At 75.7% G+C, this 17,961-nt stretch carries 16 protein-coding genes; 13 read left to right on the top strand and 3 right to left on the bottom strand.

The window, feature by feature from the left end:
* The first annotated feature begins 92 nt into the window (after positions 1-92).
* The gene (locus HOY81_RS08885; RefSeq protein WP_237319750.1) at positions 93-1,037 is read left to right on the top strand and encodes a DUF2510 domain-containing protein; all 945 of its coding nucleotides are present in this window, start codon (positions 93-95) and stop codon (positions 1,035-1,037) included.
* A 46-nt stretch (positions 1,038-1,083) separates the two neighbouring features.
* Here HOY81_RS08885 and HOY81_RS08880 read toward each other — a convergent pair whose 3' ends face one another.
* Positions 1,084-2,310, bottom strand: a complete 1,227-nt coding sequence (locus tag HOY81_RS08880; RefSeq protein ID WP_237319701.1) for an amino acid deaminase/aldolase — start codon at positions 2,308-2,310, stop codon at positions 1,084-1,086.
* Between the two features lie 723 nt (positions 2,311-3,033).
* On the opposite strand from HOY81_RS08880, the gene HOY81_RS08875 reads away from it, so the two are divergent.
* The 4 genes from HOY81_RS08875 to HOY81_RS08860 all read left to right on the top strand — a co-directional run bounded on the left by HOY81_RS08875 (position 3,034) and on the right by HOY81_RS08860 (position 6,959).
* Positions 3,034-3,927: a hypothetical protein gene (locus HOY81_RS08875; protein WP_237319749.1), complete on the top strand. Its 894-nt coding sequence runs from the start codon at positions 3,034-3,036 to the stop codon at positions 3,925-3,927.
* Between the two features lie 176 nt (positions 3,928-4,103).
* Entirely contained in the window at positions 4,104-5,237 is a 1,134-nt protein-coding gene (mycP, locus tag HOY81_RS08870) for a type VII secretion-associated serine protease mycosin (RefSeq protein ID WP_237319748.1), read from the top strand.
* A gap of 45 nt (positions 5,238-5,282) precedes the next feature.
* Complete coding sequence (locus HOY81_RS08865; RefSeq protein WP_237319700.1) at positions 5,283-6,059, top strand: SseB family protein; 777 nt, start codon at positions 5,283-5,285, stop codon at positions 6,057-6,059.
* A gap of 156 nt (positions 6,060-6,215) precedes the next feature.
* Entirely contained in the window at positions 6,216-6,959 is a 744-nt protein-coding gene (locus HOY81_RS08860) for an MIP family channel protein (protein ID WP_237319699.1), read from the top strand.
* Positions 6,960-7,060: 101 nt separating this feature from the next.
* On the opposite strand, the gene HOY81_RS08855 is transcribed toward HOY81_RS08860, so the two are convergent.
* Positions 7,061-7,420, bottom strand: coding sequence for a DUF1844 domain-containing protein (locus tag HOY81_RS08855; RefSeq protein WP_237319698.1), 360 nt, complete (start codon positions 7,418-7,420; stop codon positions 7,061-7,063).
* Positions 7,421-7,708: 288 nt separating this feature from the next.
* Here HOY81_RS08855 and infC point away from each other — a divergent pair, with 288 nt between their 5' ends.
* The 7 genes from infC to pheT all read left to right on the top strand — a co-directional run bounded on the left by infC (position 7,709) and on the right by pheT (position 15,120).
* Complete coding sequence (infC, locus tag HOY81_RS08850) at positions 7,709-8,347, top strand: translation initiation factor IF-3 (protein WP_237319697.1); 639 nt, start codon at positions 7,709-7,711, stop codon at positions 8,345-8,347.
* A gap of 112 nt (positions 8,348-8,459) precedes the next feature.
* Positions 8,460-8,654 carry a 50S ribosomal protein L35 gene (gene rpmI / locus HOY81_RS08845; protein WP_237319696.1) on the top strand — a complete coding sequence of 65 codons (195 nt, stop codon included), beginning with the start codon at positions 8,460-8,462 and terminating at the stop codon, positions 8,652-8,654.
* 75 nt (positions 8,655-8,729) lie between these two features.
* The gene (gene rplT / locus HOY81_RS08840) at positions 8,730-9,113 is read left to right on the top strand and encodes a 50S ribosomal protein L20 (protein ID WP_237319695.1); all 384 of its coding nucleotides are present in this window, start codon (positions 8,730-8,732) and stop codon (positions 9,111-9,113) included.
* 159 nt (positions 9,114-9,272) lie between these two features.
* A complete protein-coding gene (locus HOY81_RS08835; RefSeq protein WP_237319694.1) occupies positions 9,273-10,112 on the top strand; it encodes an RNA methyltransferase in 840 nt (279 codons plus the stop codon).
* A gap of 111 nt (positions 10,113-10,223) precedes the next feature.
* A complete protein-coding gene (locus HOY81_RS08830) occupies positions 10,224-11,336 on the top strand; it encodes an ATP-binding protein (protein ID WP_237319693.1) in 1,113 nt (370 codons plus the stop codon).
* A 158-nt stretch (positions 11,337-11,494) separates the two neighbouring features.
* On the top strand, positions 11,495-12,616 hold the full coding sequence (gene pheS, locus HOY81_RS08825; protein WP_237319692.1) for a phenylalanine--tRNA ligase subunit alpha: 1,122 nt from the start codon (positions 11,495-11,497) through the stop codon (positions 12,614-12,616).
* Positions 12,616-15,120 (top strand): phenylalanine--tRNA ligase subunit beta, encoded by a 2,505-nt coding sequence (gene pheT / locus HOY81_RS08820; protein ID WP_237319691.1) that lies wholly within the window; start codon positions 12,616-12,618, stop codon positions 15,118-15,120. The genes pheS and pheT overlap by 1 nt, the downstream gene beginning before the upstream one ends.
* Before the next feature lie 303 nt (positions 15,121-15,423).
* On the opposite strand, the gene HOY81_RS08815 is transcribed toward pheT, so the two are convergent.
* The gene (locus HOY81_RS08815; protein WP_237319690.1) at positions 15,424-16,284 is read right to left on the bottom strand and encodes a 3-hydroxybutyryl-CoA dehydrogenase; all 861 of its coding nucleotides are present in this window, start codon (positions 16,282-16,284) and stop codon (positions 15,424-15,426) included.
* Between the two features lie 316 nt (positions 16,285-16,600).
* Here HOY81_RS08815 and HOY81_RS08810 point away from each other — a divergent pair, with 316 nt between their 5' ends.
* A complete protein-coding gene (locus HOY81_RS08810) occupies positions 16,601-17,857 on the top strand; it encodes a glycoside hydrolase family 10 protein (protein ID WP_237319689.1) in 1,257 nt (418 codons plus the stop codon).
* The last annotated feature ends 104 nt before the right edge of the window (positions 17,858-17,961 follow it).

Raw genomic sequence — 17,961 nt, 5'->3', positions numbered from 1 at the left:
GCGTTCAACGGGCGTGCGCCCCGGGCGGCGTGCCGCTCCGCCCACCCCGCTGCGGCTCGTACACCTGTTGCCCTAGGGTTCTCCGCGTGACCATGAGGACCCCTCCCGGCTGGTTCGCCGACCCCGGGTACACAGGTACCGGACCCGCCCTCGAGCGCTGGTGGGACGGTGAGCGGTGGACCGAGCACACCCGGCCCGCGGAGGCCCCGCCGCCCCCGCCGCCGGGGTCGGTGCCGCCGCAGCCGCCCGGCTCCTTCCCCGTGGCGCCCCCCGGTTACCCGCCGTCCCCGCAGAAGCGCTCCCGCGGCCCGGCCGTCGCCGCCCTCGCCGGCGCCGCAGCCGTCGCCCTCGCGCTCGTCGTCGGCGGAGTGGTGATCGCCGGCTCGGGCGGCGGGGACGACGACGGCACCGAGGCCCGGCAGAGCAGCCCGCCGACCGGCGCTCCGGAGAGCACCGGTCCGCCCGACGACGGGTCCCGGGAGGGCCCCGAGAGCGGCCCCAGCACCACCCCGGACGGCGACCGCATGACACCGGCCTCCGGGGTCGTCCTGCCGCTGCTGGACGGCTGGACCCGCTCACCGGGTTTCCACGGCGCCTCCGTCAACGGGAAGTCGTACACCTGTCCGGGCGACAAGCCCGAGCGCTGTGTGCGCGCCGGGGCCATCGTGCTCAACGCCGCGTCCTCCGGCACTCCCGAGGACGTCGCCCGGGGCGACATCCGGGTCAACGCCGAGTCCTCCTACGCCGCCGACTACTACGGCGGCATCACCGCGCACGAGGAGATCGAGGCGGGGGAGGTGCGGGTCGCCGGGCAGGACGGCTACCGGGTCCGCTGGAGGATCGACAACAGGGTGGACCCGGACGCCTACGTCGAGTCCGTGGCGTTCGAGCACCCCGACGGCTCCGGCCGGATGCTGCTGCTGCGCAGCGGCTTCGACATCCACGCGGACGCCCCGCCGCTGGGCCACATGGACCGGCTCGTCAAGGGGATCAGGGAGGGCCGGATCGCCGAGGACGACAACAGCGAACAGGTCTGACGGACGGGCCGGCCGGCGGGACGCCGGCGGCCGGCCGCCGCACCGCTCAGAGGAAGGTGCGGCCCTCGCCCCGGTACGTGGGCACGGTCGCCGTCACCCGGTCGCCCTCCACCAGGTGCAGCGCGGCGAAACGCTCGCACAGCTCCCCGGACTTCGCGTGCCGGAACCACACCCTGTCCCCGATCCGCAGGTCGTCGGCCGGGGTGCCCAGCAGCGGGGTCTGCACCTCGCCGGCCCCCTCCACCGGGTCGTACCGCAGGCCCGGCGGCAGATACGGCTGCGGCAGCCGGTCGGCGCCCGCCGCGCCCGAGGCCGGATACCCGCCGCCCAGCACCGTCACCACGCCGATTCCCGGGCGGCGCACCACCGGCAGCGCGAACAGGGCGGCGGGCCGGCCGGAGAACGACCGGTAGTGGTCGAAGAGCCGGGGCACGAACAGGCCGGAGCCCGCGGCCACCTCGGTGACCGCGTCCTCCGCCACGGTGTGCTGCACGCTGCCCGTGCCACCGCCGTTGACGAACTCCAGGTCCGGCGCCACGGCCCGGACCGCACGCACCGCGGCCGCCCGGCGTGCGGCCAGCTCCCGGCGGGCCGCCGTCTGCATCAGCCGCACCGCGCGGGAGCGCAGCGGCCGGCCGGGCACCGCGTCGCCGACACCGGCCACATGCCCCTCGTACGCCATCAGCCCGACCAGCCGAAAGCCCGGCCGGCGCACCACCGACCGGGCAGCCTCGGCGAGCGCCGCGGGGGCGTGCAGCGGTGACCTGCGGGCCCCCACCCGCACTCTTCCGCCCAGCAGCCGCAGCGAGGTGTCGAGTTCCAGGCAGACCCGGATCTCCGCCCGCCCGCCCGCGCGCGCGGCGTCGATGAGCGAGAGCTGAGCCGGGTCGTCGGCCATCACGGTGACCGCCTCCGCGAGCTCCGGGTCGGAGGCCAGCTCCGCGAAGGCCTCCCGGTCGGCCGAGGGGTAGGCCACCAGGACGTCCGGCACCCCGGAACGCGCCAGCCACAACGCCTCGGCCAGGGTGAAGGCCATCACCCCCCGGAAGCCGTCCCGGGCCAGCACGCGCTCCAGCAGGGCACGGCAGCGTACGGACTTGGTGGCGACCCGGACCGGCTTGCCGCCGGCCCGGCGTACCAGGTCCTCCGCGTTGGCGTCGAAGGCCGCCACATCGACGAGGGCCAGCGGTGCGTCGAGACGGGCGGTCGCACGGTCATACCGCGCCCGGTCGGCGACCGGGTCGGCGAGGGTGTCGGCAGAGGTGACGGACACCCGGGCAGCTTGCCAGAACGGCGCCGTCCCGCGCAGCCCCGGGGAGCGGGTTGCCGGAGGCACTGGTGGGCACCGTAGAGTGACCGCGCGCCATGCCGCGGGCGGCGAGGGCGTGTTGTCGGAACGGAACCGGCCTGCGCACGGCGCGCGCGCCGGGCGGTGGAGCGCGGAGGGGTGCGGATGAGCACGGACGCCGAGCGCACCGGGACCCCGGAGGCCCCGCCGCGTCCTGCCGTGCCGCCACGCCCCAGCGCGCCCCCACGTCCCGCCGCCCCGCCCGTCCCCGGCACTCCGCCGCGACCCGCGGGCCCGCCGGCGTCCGCGGGCCGCGGCGAGCCCGCCCGCCCGGCCGGTGAGCGCCCCCGCCGGGGCACGACCCCCGGGGAGCGCCCACCCGTCTCCCGCCCGGCGGCCGCCGGGGACACCTCCCGCGCAGGCGGCGCCCGGTCCGCCGCCCGCGGCGACGTCACCGGCCGGCCCGGGCCCCGCCCGGCCGGATCTCCGGGGCAGACCGGTTCCGCCGGTGCGCCGGGACCCGCCGCCCCGGCCGGAGAGCGGGGCGCCGCCCGCGCGGGCGATTCCGCCGGCGGCGGCCCGTCCGCCGTACCGGGGCGTACCGGCCACGACGGCTCGCCGGGGCCGGGACGCCGGGACGGCCCCACCGGCACGGCCCGCGACTCCTGGGCCGCGCCGCCGTCCGGCCGCCCGCCGGTGCCCGGCGGGGTGCCGCAGCCGCCGCCCCCCACGGGAGCGCCGCTCACCGCCGGGCGCCGCCCCGCACACCCGTACGACGACGACCCGGGCGGGCCGCCGACCTTCCGGCTGCGCCCGATCCGCGAGGAGCCCCCCGCCCGCCCGCCGCTGCGCGGCGTGGCCGCGGTGACCTGCCTGGTGCTGGGCGTGGGCCTGCTCGGCGGCACCGCGGCCGGCACCTGGCTCACCGGTGACGCCGAGGCCGGCACCGGAAGCGCCGAGGCCGTCTTCGACGACGCCCGCGGGCTGTGGCACACGGTCCCCGTCGACACGCTCTTCCCGCGTGCCGTGCGCGGCGACGACGCCGGCCCGGGCGGTGCCGACCGCCGCTGGACGCGGATCGCCGTGGCCCCGCCGGACGAGCGCTGCCGGGACGCCTTCGACCCGCTGCTCGCCAAGGCGCTCTCCCCGGTCGGCTGCAGCCGGCTGATACGCGCCACCTACGCGGACGAGACCAGCTCCAGCGTCACCACCGTCGGCATCCTCTTCACCGAGGCCGACGCCGCGGGCATGCGGGCGCTCCGCACCCGCTTCGCCGAGGAGGACCTGACCTCCCGCACCGACCTCATGCCCCGCCCGTACGCCGCCCGCGGCACCGTGGCCGCCGGCTTCGGCGACGCCCAGCGGGCGAGCTGGACCCTGGAGGTCTTCCGCACGGCCCCGGTCGTGGTGTACGCCGTCAGCGGCTTCGCCGACGGCCGGGCGGTCCCGGCGCCCCAGCCCGCGGCCGAGGCGACCGAGGAGGGCAAGACCACCGCCCCGGCCCAGGCCGGCCTCGGGCACGCCGCGCAGGGCCTGGCCGGCCGGATCGGGCAGCGGCTGCGCGACCGGCTGCCCGGCGCGGAGCCGGAGGAGACACCGTGACCCGCCCCTTCCACGCGGCAGGTGGCCGTGCGCCCGGCCCGGGACGAAGCCCGGCACGCCGGCGCCCCGGTCGCCCCGGCCCGCGCCGTGCCCGGCTCCCGCTCGCCGGACGGCTCCTCCGGCCCCGCCGCCCCGCGGCACCTCCGTTCCGCGCCGCCGCCCTGCTGCTGGCCGCGGTGCTCTCCGCGCTGCCCGTCACGGCGGGCCCCGCGCACGCGGCGGGGGAGGGAATCCGGGAGCGCCAGTGGGGCCTGGAGGCGGTCAACGCCCCGGAGGCGTGGAAGACCACCCGCGGCCGTGGTGTCACCGTCGCCGTGCTGGACACCGGCGTGGACGGGACCCATCCCGACATCCGGCGCTCGGTGACGGAGGGCAAGGACCTGATCGGTTTCGGCGCCGGGCCCGGCGACCCCCACTGGGCCCAGCACGGCACCGCCATGGCCGGCATCATCGCCGGCCACGGGCACGGCCCGGACGGCAGACTGGGCGTGGTCGGGGTCGCCCCGGAGGCCCGGGTGCTGCCCGTACGGGTGCTGCTGGAGGACCGCGACGGGCAGCGGGACAAGGCCCGCCGTACCCGGGGCGGCGCACTGGCCGAGGGCATCCGGTGGGCGGCCGACCAGGGCGCCGACGTCATCAACCTCTCGCTGGGCGACGACAGCTCCTCGGCGCACCCGCGGCCCGCCCAGGACGCCGCCGTGCGCTACGCGCTCCGCAAGGGCTCGGTGGTGGTCGCCTCCGCCGGCAACGGCGGAGAGGAGGGCGACCACGCCTCCTATCCGGCCGCCTATCCGGGCGTGATCGCGGTGACCGCCGTGGACCGGGACGGCGCCCGTGCCTCCTTCTCCACCCGCCGCTGGTACGCCACGGTGAGCGCACCCGGCGACGACGTGATCATCACCGAGCCGGACCGGGCCTACTACGAGGGCTGGGGCACCAGCGCCGCCGCCGCCTTCGTCTCCGGCGTGGTCGCGCTGGTGCGGTCCGCCCATCCGGAGCTCACCCCGGCCCAGATCAAGCGCCTGCTCGCGGACACCGCACGGAACACCCCGCCCGGCGGACGCAGCGACGCGCTGGGCACCGGGATCGTGGACGCCGCCGCGGCCCTGGAACTGGCCCGCACCCTGGAGCCGGGCGCCCTGGAGCCCAGCCCCGAGCCGTACCGGAAGCGCTACTTCGGCAGCGGTCCCGAGCCGGAGGCGGACGGCGGCGGGACGGGATGGCTGGCGCCCGCCGCCGCGGTCTGCGGGGTGCTGCTCATCGCCGCAGCGATCGCCCTCCAGCGCGGCGTCCGGCCCTTCCGCCGGTAGGGGCCGCCGTCCCGGCAGGCCCGGCGGCGCGTATACGCTCGTCCCGTGGCGCTCAAGAACATCCCCGATCCCGGCTTCTCCGCCGACGACGGCTCCGCCGACCCGGAGCTCGCCCGCGCACTGGCCGCCTGGCAGGCCGACCCGGCCGCCGAACCGCGCGTGCTGGACGCGCTCCGCGGAGCCCGGCTGCTGGTGCCGGTGGTGGCCGTGCTGGGGGAGGCGGAGACCGGCCCGGACGGGCTGCGCCGGGAGAAGAGCAGCGACATGGCGGTGCCCACGCTGACCGCCCCCGGCGGCCGGCGGGCGCTGCCCGCCTTCACCTCCACCGAAGCGCTCGCCCGCTGGCAGGCCGACGCCCGGCCCGTCGCCGTGCCGCTGGCCCAGGCGCTGCGGGCCGCCGCGCAGGAGGGCGCCGACACGCTGCTGATCGACCTGGCCGGCCCGGTGACCTACGAGCTCGCCGGCCCGGCGCTGCGCGCGCTGGCCGCCCGCGCCGCCGCCCCGGACCGGGCCGCAGCGGGACCGGGGCCCGGTCCCTCCGGCCCCGCCGGCGTGACCGGGGAGGTCGCGGAGGCCCTGCGCACGGTGCTGGCCGCCGACCCGGAGGTGGCCGGCGCCCACCTGGTGCCCGGCGGCGCGGACTCCGACGGCACGCTGGCGCTCGCCCTGACGCCGGAGGCGGAGCCGTCGGCCGCAGCCCGCCGGGTGGCCGCGGCGCTGGCCGCCGACGAGGTGCTGCGCGCCCGGCTGGTGCACGGTCTGGACCTGGCCGTGCTGCCGCCCGGCAGCGCCCTGCCGGAGACCGCGCTGCTGCGCCGCTGAGGCGGGCGGCCGCGTCTCAGCGGCGCAGCCGCACGCCCGCCACCCGCTTGGCGCACTGCGCATGCGGGGCATCCGGCACGCCCCGAGACTCGTCGGAGACCTCCCGGGCGCACCGGTGGCCGGGGAGCCGCGATCGACCCGACGAGAGGCGGCGCCATGCGGGCGGAGACGTTGACGGTGACGGAGCCACGGCCGCTGGTGGCCGAGTGCCTCGGCACGCTGCTGCTGGTCTTCTTCGGCGTCGGGGCCGCGGTGGTCGCCGGGGAGTACGTCGGCAGCCTCGGCATCGCGCTCGCCTTCGGGCTCACGCTGCTGGCGCTCTCCTACACGCTCGGCGCCCTCTCCGGCTGCCATGTGAACCCGGCGGTCACCCTCGGCATGTTCCTGGCCCGCCGGATCGACCTGCCCACCGCGGTGCGCTACTGGGTGGCGCAGGTGGTGGGCGGCATCCTGGGGGCCCTGCTGCTCTTCCTCGTGGTGATCCAGATCCCCGGCCTGGAGACCGACGAGAAGTTCGGCACCAACGGCTTCGGCGACCGCTCGGCCGTCGGGATCAACACCTTCGGGGCGCTGCTGGCCGAGATCGTGCTCACCTTCCTGCTGGTCTACGTGCTGCTCTCGGTGACCCACCGGGTGGCGGTGCTGGGCTTCGACGGGCTGCCGTACGGCATGGCCTACGCGGCGGTGCACCTGGTGGGCATCCCGCTGACGGGAACCTCGGTCAACCCGGCGCGGAGTCTCGGCCCCGCGCTCTTCGCGGGCGGGGCCGCGCTCACCCAGCTCTGGCTCTTCCTGGTCGCGCCGCTGATCGGCGGCGCGCTCGCCGCCGTGGTGCACCGCTTCACCCACCCGGCGGACGAGGTCGGGCACCGGCCCGGGCGGCTGCCCGGCGACGAGTGAGCGGGCCGCTTCCGGCGGGCTGCTCCTGCGGGTTGCCACTGCGGGCCGCCTCCGCCGGGCTGCCACTGCGGGCCGCCTCCGGCGACCCGCGGCTTCCCGCGTCAGCCGGTGACCGGCCCGGTGAACTTCTCGCCCGGGCCCTGACCCGGCTCGTCCGGCACCGTGGAGGCCTCCCGGAAGGCGAGCTGCAGCGACTTCAGCCCGTCGCGGAGGGGGGCGGCGTGGTAGGAGCCGATCTCGGGCGCGCCGGCGGTGACCAGCCCGGCCAGCGCGTGGATCAGCTTCCGTGCCTCGTCCAGGTCCTTGTGCGCCTCGCCGTCCTCGGACAGCCCGCACTTGACCGCGGCCGAGCTCATCAGGTGCACGGCGACCGTGGTGATCACCTCCACGGCGGGCACGTCGGCGATGTCGCGGGTCATGGTGTCGAAGTTCGCAGGCCGGTTCTCGGCGGAGTCGCTCATGGCTGCCAGGGTAGGCGTGCGGCCTCCGCTGCCGAATCCTGGTATGCTCGAACATCGACCGGCCGGACACGTGTGAGGTCCGGCCCACAAGTGGAGGCTCCGATCTCCCACCCTGTGGTCCAGCGGACCGCCGGGTCAACGGTCAGGCTGCGCCCCGCGGAGATCCGCGGCGGTGCTCCCGGTCTGTGAGGAGCCCCGCCTGTGTCCCGTCCGGGGCGTTTCGTGCTTCCGGGCGCGGGTGGTCGGCACACTCAATCCAGATCTTGCGCGGCAGTCCGCCAGACTGCCGTGTGGTGCACCCGAGGAGGCCCCATCAGCGCCGAGCCCCGCATCAACGACCGGATTCGCGTCCCCGAGGTGCGACTCGTCGGTCCCAGTGGCGAGCAGGTCGGCATCGTGCCGCTTGCCAAGGCCCTGGAGCTCGCTCAGGAGTACGACCTCGACCTGGTCGAGGTGGCGGCGAACGCCCGCCCGCCCGTGTGCAAGCTCATGGACTACGGGAAGTTCAAGTACGAGTCGGCCATGAAGGCCCGTGAGGCGCGCAGGAACCAGGCGCACACGGTCATCAAGGAGATGAAGCTCCGGCCGAAGATCGACCCGCACGACTACGACACCAAGAAGGGTCACGTCGTCCGGTTCCTCAAGCAGGGGGACAAGGTCAAGATCACGATCATGTTCCGCGGCCGGGAGCAGTCCCGTCCGGAGCTGGGCTACCGCCTGTTGCAGCGGCTCGCCGAGGACGTGCAGGACCTGGGCTTCGTGGAGTCGAACCCGAAGCAGGACGGCCGGAACATGATCATGGTCCTCGGTCCGCACAAGAAGAAGACCGAGGCGATGGCCGAGGCCCGCGAGGCCCAGGCCGCGCGCAAGGGCAAGAGCGGCCGCCAGCAGGAGAGCGACCCTGCCGGGGAGCCCGCCGAGGCCTGAGCACCTCCCGGGCCACCGCCCAGGAAACCCACCGAGACAGCACTGACGCTTCCCCCTGCCCGGAATCCGCCGTGGACCCGGGGGAGCGCCACCGACGAGGAGAGACGGCGACATGCCGAAGAACAAGACGCACAGTGGTGCCCGCAAGCGCTTCAAGGTCACCGGCTCCGGCAAGGTGATGCGCCAGCGTGCCGGCCGCCGCCACTACCTCGAGCACAAGCCGTCGACCCTGACGCGCCGCCTTGCCGGCACGACCGGGGCGGCTCCGGCCGACGCCAAGAAGATCAAGAAGCTTCTCGGCAAGTAATCCCCCGCTCGACCGGGACCCGAACCGATCCGGGCCGCGTGCGTCACCCGCGGCCCCGCTGACAAGGAGTTACACGTGGCACGCGTCAAGCGGGCGGTCAACGCCCACAAGAAGCGCCGGGCGATTCTCGACCAGGCCAGCGGCTACCGCGGCCAGCGGTCCCGCCTGTACCGCAAGGCGAAGGAGCAGGTCACCCACTCCCTCGTCTACAACTACAACGACCGCAAGAAGCGCAAGGGCGACTTCCGGCAGCTCTGGATCCAGCGGATCAACGCCGCCGCCCGTGCCAACGGGATGACGTACAACCGCTTCGTCCAGGGGCTGAAGGCCGCCGGCGTCGAGGTCGACCGCAAGATGCTCGCCGACCTGGCCGTCAACGACGCCCCGGCGTTCGCCGCCCTGGTCGAGGTCGCCCAGAAGGCGCTGCCGAGCGACGTGAACGCCCCGAAGGCCGCCTGAGCGCGACCGCGCCGCGCGCCTCTCCGCGTACGGACCCGCAGGCCCCGGGCCTGCGGGTCCGCCGCTGTTCGCTCCACCGTGCCCGTCCCGCCGCCGCACCCCGGCACCCTCCCCGGCCGCCGCGGCACCACCCGTCACCGCCCAGAGAGGTCCGACCCCGTGCACCCGCCGTCCGCCGCGCGCGTCGCCGCCGCGCGGAAGCTCGCCCGCCGCAACTCCCGGGGCAAGGAGGGGCGCTTCCTCGCCGAGGGCCCGCAGGCCGTACGGGAGGCCGCCGCCCACCGCGCCGGCCGGGAACCGGTGCTCGCCGAGCTCTTCGCCACCGCCGAGGCCGCCGAGCGCCACCCGGACGTCCTCGACCTGGCCCGTGCCGCCGGGGCCCGGCTCCACCTCACGCCCGAGGAAACCCTCGTCGGGCTGGCCCAGACGGTGACCCCGCAGGGCCTGATCGGCGTCTGCCGCTTTCTCGACCGGCCCTTCGCCGAGGTGCTCGCCGCCCGTCCCCGGCTGGTCGCGGTGCTGGCGCACGTCCGCGATCCGGGGAACGCCGGCACCGTGCTGCGCTGCGCCGACGCGGCCGGCGCCGACGCGGTGGTGTTCACCGACGCCTCGGTCGACGTCTACAACCCCAAGGCGGTGCGGGCCTCCGCCGGCTCCCTCTTCCACCTGCCGGTCGCCGTCGGCGTGCCCGCCCCCCGCGCCGCGTCCGGGCTGCGGGAGGCCGGCGTCCGGGTGGTGGCGGCCGACGGCTCCGGCGAGGCCGACCTGGACGGCGAGCTCGACGCCGGCGCCCTGGCCGGACCCACCGCCTGGGTCTTCGGCAACGAGGCGTGGGGACTGCCGGAGGAGACCCGCGCACTCGCGGACGCGGTGGTGCGCGTCCCGATCCACGGGCGAGCGGAAAGCCTCAACCTCGCCACCGCCGCGGCGGTGTGCCTCTATGCGTCGGCCCGTGCGCAGCGCGCTGCCGGAGGGTGCCGCTCCGTCACCTCCACCTAGTAGGGTGGCGCTCCCGGAGGCGGGCGGGGCCGGGGGAGCCCGCGCGCGGCGATGCCCGCGGTGACCTGCCGGGACCCGGAGGGCGAGAGAGCCGTGAAGAGGGGTGTGGGGATGGATGTCAGCACGCGCGACGGCTCCCCGCGCCGGGCCGTGCCGCCGTCCGCCGCCGGCTCCGGTCTGCACCCGGACGATCTGCCGGACGGCCTGGTCGTCGCCGACCGTGCCGGCCGCGTCGTCTGCTTCAACGCCGCGGCCGCCCGGATCTGCGGCATCTCCCCGGCGGAGGCCCTCGGCCGCCCCCTGGAGAGCGCGCTGCCGCTGGAGGATCTGGAGGGCAGACGCTGGTGGCGGCTGACGGACCCGTACGGCGGCCTCGCCACCCGCAGCGGTCAGCCGGAGCGCAACCTGCTGCTGCGCGGCCGGGAGGTGCTGGTGACCGCACGCTACGTCCGCACCCGGCCGCGGGGGCCGGTGCACCGGGTGGTGATCGGGCTGCGCGGCACCGAGGCCCGGCGACGCACCGAGCGCAGCCACGCCGAGCTGATCGCGACCGTCGCGCACGAGCTGCGCTCACCGCTCACCTCCGTGAAGGGCTTCACGGCCACCCTGCTGGCCAAGTGGGAGCGGTTCACCGACGACCAGAAGCGCCTCATGCTGGAGACGGTCGATGCGGACGCCAACCGGGTCACCCGGCTGATCACCGAGCTGCTGGACATCTCCCGGATCGACTCGGGACGGCTGGAGGTGCGCCGGCAGCCCGTCGACATGCCGGCCGCCGTCCGCCGGCACATCGAGGCGCACACCGCCGCCGGTCAGCCCGCCGACCGCTTCGTCACCCGGATCCGCGGGCCGCTGCCCGCGCTCTGGGCGGACCCCGACAAGATCGACCAGATTCTGGGGAACCTCCTGGAAAACGCCGTGCGCCACGGCGAGGGGACTGTCACCATCGAGGTGTCGCCCACCGCGTCCCCCCGCGAGCGGGACGCGGCCGGCACGGCGGTCACGGTGAGCGACGAGGGTCCAGGCATCCCGGAGGAATCGATGAGCCGCGTCTTCACCCGCTTCTGGCGAGGCAGCAAGCGCGGTGGCACCGGGCTGGGCCTCTACATCGTCAAGGGCATCGTCGAGGCCCACAGCGGCCGGATCACGGTCTCCCGGGCGGCCGGCGGCGGCGCCCAGTTCCGATTTACGTTGCCCGTGGGCGCCCCGGCCGTCCTGGCCTAGGAGTTCCGCGGGCCACCGGCCCCGCGGACGGCACCACGGGCTCCACCGGCCCCGCGGAGGGCAGCAGACTGCTCCGCGTACCTCCCTGCGCGGCGTGACCTTTAGACTCGTCCATCGGCACGCACGCGCAGCCACGCCAATCGGAAGCACGGGAAGAGATGTCGGCACCCAACAAGTCGTACGACCCTGTCGAGGTCGAGGCACTGAAACCGGAAGAGATCGACCGGGCACGCGACGAGGCGCTCGCGGCGATCGCCGCCGCCGCGGATCTGGACGCGCTGCGTGAGGTCAAGGCCGCCCACGCCGGCGACCGCTCCCCGCTCGCCCTGGCCAACCGCGAGATCGGGGCCCTGCCCCCGCACGCCAAGGCGGAGGCCGGCAAGCGCGTCGGTCAGGCCCGCGGGGCGGTGAACAAGGCGCTCCAGGCCCGCCGCGAGGAGCTGGAGGCGGAGCGCGACGAGCGGGTGCTGGCGGAGGAGACGGTCGACGTCACCCTGCCCCACGACCGCCTCCCCGCCGGCGCGCGACACCCGCTGACCACGCTCTCCGAGCGCATCGAGGACGTCTTCGTCGCGATGGGCTACGAGGTGGCCGAGGGCCCCGAGGTGGAGACCGAGTGGTTCAACTTCGACGCGCTCAACATCGCGCCCGACCACCCGGCCCGCACCATGCAGGACACCTTCTTCGTGCGCGGCCGCGACGGCGGTGAGGACAGCGGTGTGGTGCTGCGCACCCACACCTCCCCGGTGCAGATCCGCTCGCTGCTCGACCGCGAGCTCCCGGTGTACGTGGTCTGCCCCGGCCGGGTCTTCCGCACCGACGAGCTGGACGCCACCCACACCCCCGTCTTCACCCAGGTCGAGCTGCTCGCCGTGGACGAGGGCCTGACCATGGCGGACCTGAAGGGCACCCTGGACCACATGGCCCGGGCGCTCTTCGGCGAGGACATGAAGACCCGGCTGCGACCCAGCTACTTCCCCTTCACCGAGCCGTCCGCCGAGATGGACATGGTCTGCTTCGTGTGCCACGGCGAGTCCGTCGGCAACGCAGACCGCCCCTGCCGCACCTGCTCCTCGGAGGGGTGGATCGAGCTCGGCGGCTGCGGCATGGTCAATCCGCGCGTGCTCACGGCCTGCGGTGTCGATCCGGAGCGCTACAGCGGCTTCGCCTTCGGCTTCGGCATCGAGCGGATGCTGATGTTCCGCCACAACGTCGAGGACATGCGAGACATGGTCGAGGGTGACGTGCGCTTCACCCGGCCGTTCGGGATGGAGATCTGATGCGGGCCCCGCTTTCCTGGCTGCGGGAGTACGTCGACCTGCCGGCCGGCGAGACCGGCCGCGACGTCGCGGCGAAGCTGATCGAGGCCGGGCTGGAGGTCGAGACCGTCGACCAGCTCGGCGCCGGGCTCAAGGGCCCGCTGGTCGTCGGGCAGGTGCTGGCGATCGAGGAGCTGACCGGGTTCAAGAAGCCGATCCGCTGGTGCCAGGTGGACGTGGGCGCGGCGAACGGCACCGGGGAGCCGCAGAACCTCATCTGCGGCGCGACCAACTTCGCCGTCGGCGACAAGGTCGTGGTCGTGCTGCCCGGTGCCGTGCTCCCCGGCGGCTTCGAGATCGGCGCCCGGAAGACCTACGGCAAGCTCTCCGAAGGCATGATCTGCTCGGCCCGGGAACTGGGCATGGGCGACGACCACGACGGCATCATCGTGCTCCCGCCGGAGCACGAGCCGGGCACCGACGCGGTCGAGCTGCTCGAGCTGGTCGACGAGGTGCTCGACATCGCCGTCACCCCGGACCGCGGCTACTGCCTCTCGCTGCGCGGCATCGCCCGGGAGACCGCGACCGCCTACGGGCTGCCGCTGCGCGACCCCGCGCTGATCGACGTGCCCGCGCCGAACGACCACGGCCCGCCGGTCGAGGTCGCGGACGTCCGGGGCTGCGACCGCTTCACCGCCCGCGCGGTGACCGGGATCCGCCCGGACGCCCGGTCCCCGCTCTGGCTCCGGCGGCGGCTGCAGAAGGCCGGCATGCGCCCGATCTCGCTCGCCGTGGACGTCACCAACTACGTGATGCTGGAACTCGGCCAGCCGCTGCACGCCTACGACCGCTCCCGCGTCGAGGGCACCATCGGCGTCCGCCGCGCCCGGGAGGGCGAGAAGCTCACCACGCTGGACGGCGCCGAGCGGTTGCTCGACCCCGGGGACCTGGTCATCACCGACGAGGGCGGGCCCATCGGGCTGGCCGGGGTGATGGGCGGCGCGAACACCGAGATCGCCGACGCCGCCGAGGGCGGCAGCACCGAGGTCGTCGTCGAGGCCGCACACTTCGACCCGGTGTCCGTCGCCCGCACCGCCCGCCGGCACCGGCTCTCCTCCGAGGCGTCGCGGCGCTTCGAGCGGGGTGTGGACCCGGAAGCCGCCTCCGTCGCCGCCCAGCGCACCGTGGACCTGCTGGTCCTGCTGGCGGGTGGCTCCGCCGAGGCCGGGGTGACCGAGTTCGTCGCGCCCAGCGGGCCGCGCACCATCCGGATCGCGGTGGACCACCCGGACCGGGTGGCCGGCCTCACCTACGGTCGCGAGGCCGTGGTGCGCCGGCTTCAGCAGGTCGGCTGCGACGTGTACGGGCAGGACGAGCTGACCGTGACGGTGCCCTCCTGGCGGCCGGACCTGACCGACCCCAACGACCTGGCCGAGGAGGTCATCCGGCTGGAGGGCTACACCAGCCTGCCCTCCACGCTGCCGCGCCCGCCCGCCGGCCGGGGGCTCACCGAGCGCCAGCGGCTGCACCGGCGGGTCGGCCGCGCGCTGGCCGGGGCCGGCTACACGGAGGCGCTGAACTACCCCTTCCTCGGCGACGCCGTCCTCCAGCAGCTCCAGCTCGCCCCCGACGACCCGTGCCGCCGCACGGTCACGCTGGTCAACCCGCTCTCCGACGAGGAGCCGGCGCTGCGCACCGCGCTGCTGCCGGGCCTGCTCGCCGCGCTGCGCCGGAACGACGGCCGGGGCAGCCAGGACGCCCAGGGCGGACTCGCCCTCTTCGAGACCGGGCTGGTCTTCCTGCCCTCCGGGGAGGAGCCCGACGCTCCCCGGCCCGGGGTCGGCGGCCGCCCCTCCGCGGCGGAGATCGCCGCGCTCGACGCCGCGCTGCCGCGGCAGCCCCGGCACGCCGCCGTGGTGCTCGCCGGTGCGCGGGAGCAGGCCGGCTGGTGGGGCGAGGGCCGCCCGGCGAGCTGGGCGGACGCCGTGGAGGCGGCCCGGCTGGTCGCCCGGGAAGCCCGTGCCCCGCTCACCGTGCGGAACGGCCACTACGGGCCCTGGCACCCGGGGCGCTGTGCTGAGCTGCTCACCGGCGGGGAGACCGTCGGGTACGCGGGCGAGCTGCACCCCCGGGTGACCAAGGCGCTCGGCCTGCCGGCCCGTACCTGTGCCATGGAGCTCGACCTGGACGCGCTGGAGCGGGCCGGCTCCGGCACCGTCGAGGGACCGCACGTGTCGACCTACCCGGTGGCCACCCAGGACGTCGCCCTGGTGGTGGACTCCGCCGTGCCGGCCGCCGACGTCGAGTCGGCGCTCCGGGAGGGGGCCGGGGAACTGCTGGAGTCGCTGCGGCTGTTCGACGTCTTCACCGGCGAGCAGATCGGCGAGGGGCGCAAGTCGCTGGCGTACGCCCTGCGCTTCCGTGCGCCCGACCGGACGCTCAAGGCCGACGAGGCCTCGGCCGCCCGGGACGCCGCGGTGGCCTCGGCGGTGGAACGGACCGGCGCGGTGCTCCGGGGCGCCTGACCCCGCACGCCGAAGGGCCGCACGCCCCACCCGCGCTGCGGCACGGGACGGGCCGGCCCGCCGCCCCCGACCGGGGAGCGGCGGGCCGTTCGCCGGCCGGGGGCGGCGGCCCGGCACCCCGTCCCGGCCGTACCGCGCTCCGGCCGGTGGCCCGGGGCTGCCGCGCGGGCTGCGGGCGCCGTCCTGGCGGCGCCGGGTGGCCTACGCCCTGCCGGGCCCCGTACCGCCTCGACCAGCGGGTCCGGGCCTCAGCGCGCGGATTCCGTCGCGGGACGCACCGGGCGGGGCACCGGGGTGAGCCGCTCAGGCGTAGGGGTAGAAGCCGGCGCCGGTCTTACGGCCCAGCCGTCCCGCGTCCACCATCCGCTGGAGCAGCGGCGGCGCGGCGTACAGCGGCTCCTTGAACTCCGCGTACATCGAGTCGGCCACCGAGGCGACGGTGTCCAGGCCGATCAGATCCGACAGCTTGAGCGGGCCCATGGGGTGCGCGCACCCCATCTCCATCCCGTTGTCGATGTCCTCCCGGCTGGCGATGCCCGACTCGTACATCCGGATCGCCGACAGCAGGTACGGGATGAGCAGCGCGTTGACCACGAAGCCCGAGCGGTCCTGGGCGCGGATGGCGTGCTTGCCCAGTACCTTGCCGACCGTCTCCTCGGCGCGCTTGACCGTCTCCTCGCTGGTCGTCAGCGCGGGGATCAGCTCCACAAGCTGCTGCACCGGGGCCGGGTTGAAGAAGTGGATGCCCAGCACGTGGTCCGGGCGGGAGGTCGCCACGGCCAGCTTGACCAGCGGGATGGAGGAGGTGTTCGAGGCCAGGATGGCGTCGCTCCGGGTGACGACCTGGTCGAGCACCTGGAAGATCTCCGTCTTGACCTGCTCGTTCTCCACCACGGCCTCGATGACGAGGTCGCGGTCGGCGAACTCGCCCAGGTCGGTGGTGAAGGCCAGCCGGTCCAGCGTGGCGTCGCGCTCCTCCTCGGCCAGCTTCCCCCGGGCGACGGCCTTGTCCAGCGAGCTCACCAGGCGGGTCCGGCCCAGCTCCAGCGCCTCCCCGGTGGTCTCGGCGACCAGGACGTCCAGCCCGGCGCGCGCACACACCTCGGCGATCCCGGCGCCCATCTGGCCGCAGCCCACCACTCCGACGCGTTCGATGTCGGTCACCTCGTGCCTTTCGCAGATCTCGGGTCCCCTGGCGGCGCGGCCGTGGGGTCCCCGGGCCGCAACGCCTCGCCGCCCGACGTTACCCCGGCCCTCCGCCCGACGGAGCCCCCGGGGCGGCTCCCCGGGCGGCCACCGCACACCGCGGCCGGCCGGTCACCCGTTGTCAAGAGGACGGAGCGGCGCGCGGCCGTACCTGGGCGCGCCGCTCCGGGTGCTTGCCCGGCCCCGCGGCCGGCCCGACGCTCGTGCGCGAGCCACCGGTTCCGGCACCGCGGCCCGTCCGCGGCCGTCCAGCGCGCACCAGGAGGACACGAGAATGGACCGTAACCCGATCACCCGGAGAACCCTGGGCGCCGCCGCGGCCGGGCTGCTCGCCGTGCCCGCGCTGGCCGTGCCGTCCGCGGTGGCCCGTACGGACGGTTCCGCGACGCACGGCCGGTGGCGGCGCCCGCAGATGCGGGGGATGTGGGTGGCGACGGTCGCCAACATCGACTGGCCGTCCCGGACGGGCCTGCCGGCGGCGGAGCAGCAGGCCGAGTTGCTCGCCCACCTGGACACGGCGGTGGAGCGGCGGCTGAACACGGTGGTGCTCCAGGTGCGGCCGACGGCCGACGCCTTCTGGCCCTCGCCCCACGAGCCGTGGTCGGCGTGGCTCACCGGTGTCCAGGGGCGGGACCCGGGCTGGGACCCGCTGGGTTTCGCGGTGCGCGAGGCCCACCGCCGCGGTCTGGAACTGCACGCCTGGTTCAACCCCTACCGGATCGCCAACCACGGTGACCCGGAGCGGCTGGTGCCGGAGCACCCCGCGCGGCGGCACCCGGAGTGGGTGGTGCCGTACGGCGGCAAGCTCTACTACAACCCGGGGCTGCCCGAGGTGCGCCGCTTCGTGCAGGACGCCATGCTCGACGCCGTCGAGCGGTACGACATCGACGCGGTGCACTGGGACGACTACTTCTACCCCTACCCGGTCGCGGGCGAGGTCTTCGACGACGACGCCGCCTACGCCGAGCACGGCGGGGACTTCCCGGACCGGGCCGCCTGGCGCCGGAACAACATCGACCTGCTGGTGCGGGAGACCGCCGCACGGATCCGCCGCACCCGGCCACGGGTGCGGTTCGGCGTCAGCCCGTTCGCGATCTGGCGGAACAGCGCCACCGACCCGGAGGGCTCGGACACCCGGGGCGGTGTGCAGACGTACGACGACCTCTACGCGGACACCCGGAAGTGGGTGCGCGAGGGGTGGCTCGACTACATCGTGCCGCAGGTGTACTGGAACATCGGCTTCGCCGTCGCGGACTACGCCGTGCTGGTGCCCTGGTGGTCGGAGGTGGTGCGGGACACCGGCGTGGACCTCTTCGTCGGCGAGGCCCTCTACAAGGTCGGTGCCGCGAACCAGGGCCCGGCCTGGCACGACCCGGCCGAGCTCTCCCGCCATCTGGACTTCTGCCGCGACCACCCGCGGGTGCGCGGCAACGTCTACTTCTCGGCGCGCCAGGTGGCCGCCGACCCGCTGGGCGCGATGACGCGGGTGGTGGAGGACCACTACCGGTGCCGGGTGCGGCCGCCACGCTGACCCCGCCTCCCCGTCCGTGCGGCGCCTGCGGCCCCGGCCGTCACCGGTGCCGTACGGCCGTGCGCCGGCGACGGACCGTCAACGCGCCGCGGGTGCGTGCCCTC

Origin of the sequence: Streptomyces sp. JJ36 (genome assembly GCF_021696945.1) — a bacterium.
Taxonomy (GTDB): Bacteria; Actinomycetota; Actinomycetes; order Streptomycetales; family Streptomycetaceae; genus Streptomyces.
Note: the sequence above shows the minus strand (reverse complement) of the source record. Positions and strands in the feature narration are given on the sequence as shown.